5 protein-coding genes are annotated in these 6178 nt (G+C 46.3%); 1 reads left to right on the top strand and 4 read right to left on the bottom strand.

Annotation, left to right across the window (positions count from 1 at the left end; all coding sequences use genetic code 11):
* Positions 1-231: 231 nt before the first annotated feature.
* Complete coding sequence (gene nagE / locus AB4512_RS10635) at positions 232-1677, top strand: N-acetylglucosamine-specific PTS transporter subunit IIBC (protein WP_017064077.1); 1446 nt, start codon at positions 232-234, stop codon at positions 1675-1677.
* Between the two features lie 145 nt (positions 1678-1822).
* Here nagE and menE read toward each other — a convergent pair whose 3' ends face one another.
* The 4 genes from menE to menH all read right to left on the bottom strand — a co-directional run bounded on the left by menE (position 1823) and on the right by menH (position 6176).
* Complete coding sequence (gene menE, locus AB4512_RS10630; RefSeq protein WP_017060172.1) at positions 1823-3259, bottom strand: o-succinylbenzoate--CoA ligase; 1437 nt, start codon at positions 3257-3259, stop codon at positions 1823-1825.
* Positions 3260-3323: 64 nt separating this feature from the next.
* The gene (menC, locus tag AB4512_RS10625; RefSeq protein WP_017060171.1) at positions 3324-4331 is read right to left on the bottom strand and encodes an o-succinylbenzoate synthase; all 1008 of its coding nucleotides are present in this window, start codon (positions 4329-4331) and stop codon (positions 3324-3326) included.
* 75 nt (positions 4332-4406) lie between these two features.
* Positions 4407-5273, bottom strand: a complete 867-nt coding sequence (gene menB, locus AB4512_RS10620) for a 1,4-dihydroxy-2-naphthoyl-CoA synthase (RefSeq protein WP_029222208.1) — start codon at positions 5271-5273, stop codon at positions 4407-4409.
* Positions 5274-5375: 102 nt separating this feature from the next.
* Positions 5376-6176, bottom strand: coding sequence for a 2-succinyl-6-hydroxy-2,4-cyclohexadiene-1-carboxylate synthase (gene menH, locus AB4512_RS10615; RefSeq protein ID WP_017076764.1), 801 nt, complete (start codon positions 6174-6176; stop codon positions 5376-5378).
* Between the last annotated feature and the right edge of the window lie 2 nt (positions 6177-6178).

The raw sequence follows: 6178 nt of genomic DNA, 5'->3' as shown, positions 1-6178 counted from the left end.
GTATGAAGATTTCTAAGTAAAGATTGATGGTTAGCCATACGAACTCATGCATTAAAAATTTTAATTCATACTACTACCCGTTTCGTTTGTTTGCATCAAGAAATAAGTTTTTAATAACCGCAGTTACTTAAAATCCTGCCTCGATCAATATTTGACTCCATACGTTGACGAGCAGAAACATTAAAAAAATTAATTACAAACTTAGGGGCACATATGAATATACTCGGGTATATGCAAAAAGTAGGTAAGGCATTGATGGTTCCCGTAGCCACACTGCCAGCTGCAGCAATCCTTATGGGGATCGGCTATTGGTTGGATCCTGTTGGTTGGGGTTCTGAAAGTATCTTAGCCGCATTCTTGATCAAATCTGGTGGCGCGATCATCGACAACATGGCGGTTCTATTCGCGGTGGGTGTCGCATTTGGTTTGAGCCGTGATAAGAATGGTTCTGCGGCACTGTCTGGCTTTGTGATGTTCCTCGTCGTCACCACGCTACTTGCTCCGGGCTCTGTTGCTCAGTTAATGGATGTTGAACTCAGTGAAGTGCCTGCGGCATTTGGCAAAATCAGCAACCAATTCGTAGGTATCATTGTGGGTATCATCTCTGCTGAGATCTACAACCGCTACTCAACGGTTGAACTTCCTCAAGCTCTAGCGTTCTTCAGCGGTAAGCGTTTGGTTCCTATCCTGACCTCAATCGCAGGTATGGCTCTCTCTTTTGCTCTACTTTACATCTGGCCAGCTGTTTACGACGCTCTGATCGTTCTGGGTATTAAACTAGAAAGCATGGGTGCGGTGGGTGCTGGTCTGTTTGGTTTCTTCAACCGTTTGTTCCTATCAGTAGGTATGCACCACGCTCTTTACCCTGTGTTCTGGTTCGACGTTGTTGGTATTAACGACATTCCAAACTTCTTAGGCGGCGCGCAATCTATCGCTAACGGTACGGGTATTCCAGGTAAAACTGGCATGTACCAAGCGGGCTTCTTCCCTATCATGATGTTTGGCCTACCAGCAGCAGCATTGGCGATGTATCACTGTTCTGATGCGAAAAACAAAAACCAAGTATTCGCAATCATGCTTGCGGCAGCTATGGCTTCATTCTTCACGGGTATCACAGAGCCACTAGAATTCAGCTTCATGTTCCTAGCACCCGTGTTGTTCCTACTGCACGCAGTATTAACAGGCCTATCGCTTTACATTGCAGCAAGCATGGAATGGATGGCAGGCTTCGGCTTCTCTGCTGGTTTCGTTGACCTAGTACTATCAAGCCAAAACCCACTCGCGGTTAACTGGTACATGCTACTGGTTCAAGGTGTGGTGTTCTTCGCGCTTTACTACGGTATTTTCCGCTTCGCTATCATCAAGTTCAACCTACGTACTCCAGGTCGTGGTGAAGAGATGGAAGCAGAAAAAGAAACTGAAACGCCAGAAGCATTGGCTAACCTAACCAACAGCTACATTGAAGCGGTTGGCGGTGCAGACAACATTCTAGAAGTCGATAACTGTATTACTCGTCTACGCTTAACTGTGAAAGACTCAGGTGCAGCAGACAGCGAGAAACTGAAGAAACTCGGTGCGGCAGGTGTGGTACCGGTTGGGAAAGGTGGTCTACAAGTTATCATTGGTCTAGGTAAGGTAGATAAAGTCGCTGAACAAATGAAGAAGGCACTCGCTTAAGCTAAACAACCAGCTGGAAAGATAAAACCCTTAATGACCAGATAAAACAGTAAGAATTTGTGACGGCTTCACCACCGTCACAACCCCCTGAAGCGCAATTACGACTAGTCACCGTGTATTGCGCTTCATTTTATTGCTCTTCGCTCTATTTAGAACGGGTCTGCTGTAACCACTGCGCCAATCCAGCGCGCGAAACCTTAATACCATGTTGTTCCTGCTGAGGCATTCGATAATACTCAATAGGAAATTTGAACCGTTCAAGACGACCAGTTAACTGCTCGATAAACCACTCTTTGGTTGGCAACTCAGCACAATCGACAATCGCTGCAGGTCGAAATCCGAACTCATCATCTTCAATGGGAACAATAAAAGCCTGATTAACCTCAGACAATTGATTGAGTACTCGCTCAATTTCTTCGCAATGAATGTTCTCACCACCAGAAATAAACTGGTTGTCGGCACGGCCAATAATCGACACTTGTTCGCCAAGCCACTCACCAAGATCTTTGCTATCAAACCAACCGCTCTTATCAACTAATGGCGTTAAGTTACCTTGATAGTAATACCCGGACGCGAGCGTCTCGCCACCAATAAAGATACGTTGTTCTTCAATTTTTAGCTGGCGATGGTTAAGGACAAAACCGGCGGTGCTGCCGGCATCAACGGGCTTCGCGGTCACGGTTGAAGCCGCTTCAGTCATGCCGTATCCAAGCCATGTTTCGATGCCCATTTGTTGAGCTTCGAGCCCAAGTGCTTCTGGTATATGACTGCCACCCAAAAGTACATGCGTTAAAGTAAGTGCTTGCTTACTCTTTAACAATCGATGTAGTTGAGTAGCGACCAATGAAGCATGACTGCATTCTTCTATATCGGTTTCAAGCTGACCTGTGCCTATTTTGATGCAACCACCAGCCGCCAACCAACGATGAACTATCGCCAGCCCCGACACATGGTACATAGGTAAACTCAGTAACCACGTGTCACCTTGTTGATAACGAAACACCTCAAGCAGCCCTGACGCAGAGCATAGGTGCTGCTCAAGTGTATGAGCGACCGCTTTTGGGTTTCCGGTAGAACCTGAAGTGAATACGATGCTCGCTAGATTTTGCGGATTGAAATTGGATTCTTGAGGTGTCGTTATCTGCTCATCATCACCATCAAACTTCAGTTCACTTAGGCAAGGCAAGGTCACCAACTGAGTATTCAAATCGGCAGTCTCTGATTGCTCTATTCCGCTATTGCCCAAGAGCCAAAGGTAGCTCTGTTGATCTGCTTGATATAAGGAATCGAGCTTTTGCTTCAGGCGTAAACTAGGCTGAGGCATCGTAAACGCACAAACCACACCCAAATTGAGTGCGGCAAGATAAACAGGGATCACTTCAGCTTGATTCTTACCAACAATCGTCAGTACATCACCTTCAGATAGGCCTTGATGAGATAGCTGTTGTTGGTACTCACTAACCAACACAAACACTTGCTGCCAAGTATAAGTGCGGTGAGTGGTCACTAACGCTGGTTGAAGTGGGTTTTGCTGCGCCCACTTTACCCAGAGCGGGGGATGATTAGATTGTGGGCGCATCATATGATAACCAAAAATAGATTAAGAACTTGTTAAGCTAACTAAATAGCCATTCAAATAGCTCGGTCTAAGAAGACCAAATCAATTGTTGCTTTTCAAGCGTAGAGACAGGCAACTGACAGCCCGGCCAAGAAACCTCTAGCTGCTGCTTGAACAAGCCAATCGTATCCAACCCCGGCACTTCATTTGGCAAATATTGCTGCGCCAGACGAGCAATCTGAGTCAGACCTAGGCTCGACTCAATGCTTGAGCTCAATACAGGTTTCATTCCAAGCTTCTGTGCTCGCTCAATGATTGCCACGCAACGCTCGACAGAACCAATAAGAGTTGGCTTGATCACGACTGCTTTAACACCAGTAAGGTCGCTAAGATCAAATTCCGGGCTGCGCACCGCTTCTTGCAGTGTCTCGTCCCACGCAATCGCCACACCATGGTCAATGGCAAAGGCCAAACTGTCTTCTGGCTTTTGGCAAGGCTCTTCGATAAAGCTTATACGCTGGCGCATTGACGGCGAAATGTATTTAATGAATTGCTTCGCTTTCTCTGGCTTCCACGCACGGTTGGCATCAAGTCTTAGAGTCAAATCAGGGATCGACTCAAGGAATAAGCTAACCAACATGCCATCGCGAATCGCTTCGTAGAGGCCGACTTTCACTTTCGCGACCTTCTCGCCTACCATCTCATTCAATACAGGAATCAGTTCATCTGGATCGCCTGTACACAAAGGCGCCGCTTGGTAGTTACCTTGAGCGTTAAGATCGCCTCGCAATTCCATCATCGCCATTGAAAAGCCAAACGCGACAGAAGGATACAGCTCGTCGAAAGGCGTTTGAGGCTTATTGTGGCTCCAAAGCTCTAATTCGTGTTGAAGCTGAATGCCAGCTTGTTCGGCATCTTCTTGGCTAAAACCGGGCAAAGGCGCAACTTCGCCAAAACCAGTTTTACCATCACACTCAAGTTGGATGATATAGCCAACACGTTCGTTCAACTTATTGTCACGAAGAACCACACCACTATCCATAGGTAATTGATAACGGTAAAGTTTAGCGTGACGCTGAGAATTCACTGAGTTCATAAAGTTTCCTAAAAAACGGGGAACATCAAAACAAAACGAGCCGCTATTAGCGACTCATTTTGAAGAGGAGAAAGACTATGGATTACGCGGGAACTTGTCGAAGTCCGGTCGACGTTTCTCGTTGAATGCGTTGCGGCCTTCTTGGCCTTCCTCTGTCATGTAGAACATCATGGTTGCGTTACCAGCCAACTCTTGTAAGCCTGCTTGACCATCACAGTCAGCGTTCAGTGCCGCTTTCAAGCAACGCAGTGCCATTGGGCTGTGTTGAAGCACTTCACGACACCAACGAACTGTCTCTTTTTCTAGGTCAGCAACAGGAACAACGGTGTTTACAAGGCCCATGTCCAGTGCTTCTTGTGCATCGTAGAAGCGGCACAAGAACCAGATTTCACGTGCTTTCTTTTGACCAACGATACGAGCCATGTAAGAAGCACCCCAACCGCCATCGAAAGAACCCACTTTAGGACCCGTCTGACCGAACTGCGCGTTTTCAGCTGCAATAGTAAGGTCTGCCATCATGTGAAGTACATGACCGCCACCGACTGCCCAACCCGATACCGCTGCGATAACTGGTTTTGGACAAGTACGAATTTGACGTTGGAAATCAAGTACATTCAAGTGGTGCGTACCTGAGTCATCTTGGTAACCGCCGTAGTCACCACGGATACTTTGGTCACCACCAGAACAGAACGCCTTCTCACCAAGACCAGTCAAAATGATTACGCCAACTTTCTCGTCATAACGAGCATCAGCCAGTGCATTGATCATCTCTTTTACGGTTTGTGGACGGAACGCATTGTGGACTTGAGGACGCGCAATCGTGATTTTCGCAATACCGTCGTCAGACTTGTGGTACTGAATATCTTCAAATTGACTGCTTTCATCGCTCCAGTTAACTGCCGCGTAAAGTTCTTCTTCTGTGATGCCTACTGTTTTAGCCATGGTGATTCCCATTGTTCTATTAGAGACCACGACTAACAAGTAGTCGTGACGGTGTTGCTCTGCTTTTGATAGTGCTTGAGACTAGAGATCCGCTCAGTCAGATTAGCGACGACTGGCGATACATTGGATGATCAAGTTTGAAAACAACTCTGGTTGCTCAAAATGAACATTATGACCAGCGTAGTCGACCTGACTATATTCAAAGCCACTATTCTCAGCTAGATCCATGAATTTACGATCTTTTTCTCCACACACATAATGCAATAAATGCTCATGAGATTTCAATGTGGCACGTAAATCCGGTTGCTTAGCTAACGAAGTAGATAACAACATATTTGCTACGGATACTCCAAGGTTACCACTACGCTTTATGACCAAAGTTTGTCTTTGCTCATGATTTAGTGAAGAAAAGACGCTTTGTTGATACCAATCGTCTAAAACATCTTCAATCGACTGCTGCGCAAAGCGAACAGCCCACTGCGTATCATGTACTAACCTCTGTGCTCTTTCTTCATCACATTCCAAGCCAAAGTTGCCACCTTCAATGATGACTTTCTCTAGGTTGAGTGTTTCGAAGCAAGGGCTTGTCACCCCATACATGGCGAGCCTGCCTCCCATAGAGTAGCCAATCACCACGATAGGGTAATCAGCAGGAAGATCGTTTAGCGCCAATTGAGCTGAGATGCACTGGACAATTTTCTTGCAGCAATGATCAAACCCTACCGGATCGATAAAGCGACTTTGTCCGTGTCCGGGTAAATCGATGCAAAGGAGAGGAAAATTCTCGAGGAATGGATGACATGCACTCCAATCATCCCCGCTTCCGAGTAAACCATGTAAAAAAACAAGCAAAGGTTTGTCGGAAGGTTCTTGTACAGCTGGGTAATAATTGGAGTAAAGCATGT

This window comes from Vibrio sp. 10N.222.52.B7 (assembly GCF_041474275.1).
Taxonomy (GTDB): Bacteria; Pseudomonadota; Gammaproteobacteria; order Enterobacterales; family Vibrionaceae; genus Vibrio; species Vibrio crassostreae_C.
This window is presented reverse-complemented; position numbering and strand designations above follow the sequence as displayed.

What these genes read in the sequence shown, in the direction of transcription:
- menH (WP_017076764.1), bottom strand. Translation starts at nt 6,176, where the DNA reads ATGCTTTACTCCAATTATTACCCAGCTGTACAAGAACCTTCCGACAAA.
- menC (WP_017060171.1), bottom strand. Translation starts at nt 4,331, where the DNA reads ATGAACTCAGTGAATTCTCAGCGTCACGCTAAACTTTACCGTTATCAA.
- menB (WP_029222208.1), bottom strand. Translation starts at nt 5,273, where the DNA reads ATGGCTAAAACAGTAGGCATCACAGAAGAAGAACTTTACGCGGCAGTT.
- menE (WP_017060172.1), bottom strand. Translation starts at nt 3,259, where the DNA reads ATGATGCGCCCACAATCTAATCATCCCCCGCTCTGGGTAAAGTGGGCG.
- nagE (WP_017064077.1), top strand. Translation starts at nt 232, where the DNA reads ATGCAAAAAGTAGGTAAGGCATTGATGGTTCCCGTAGCCACACTGCCA.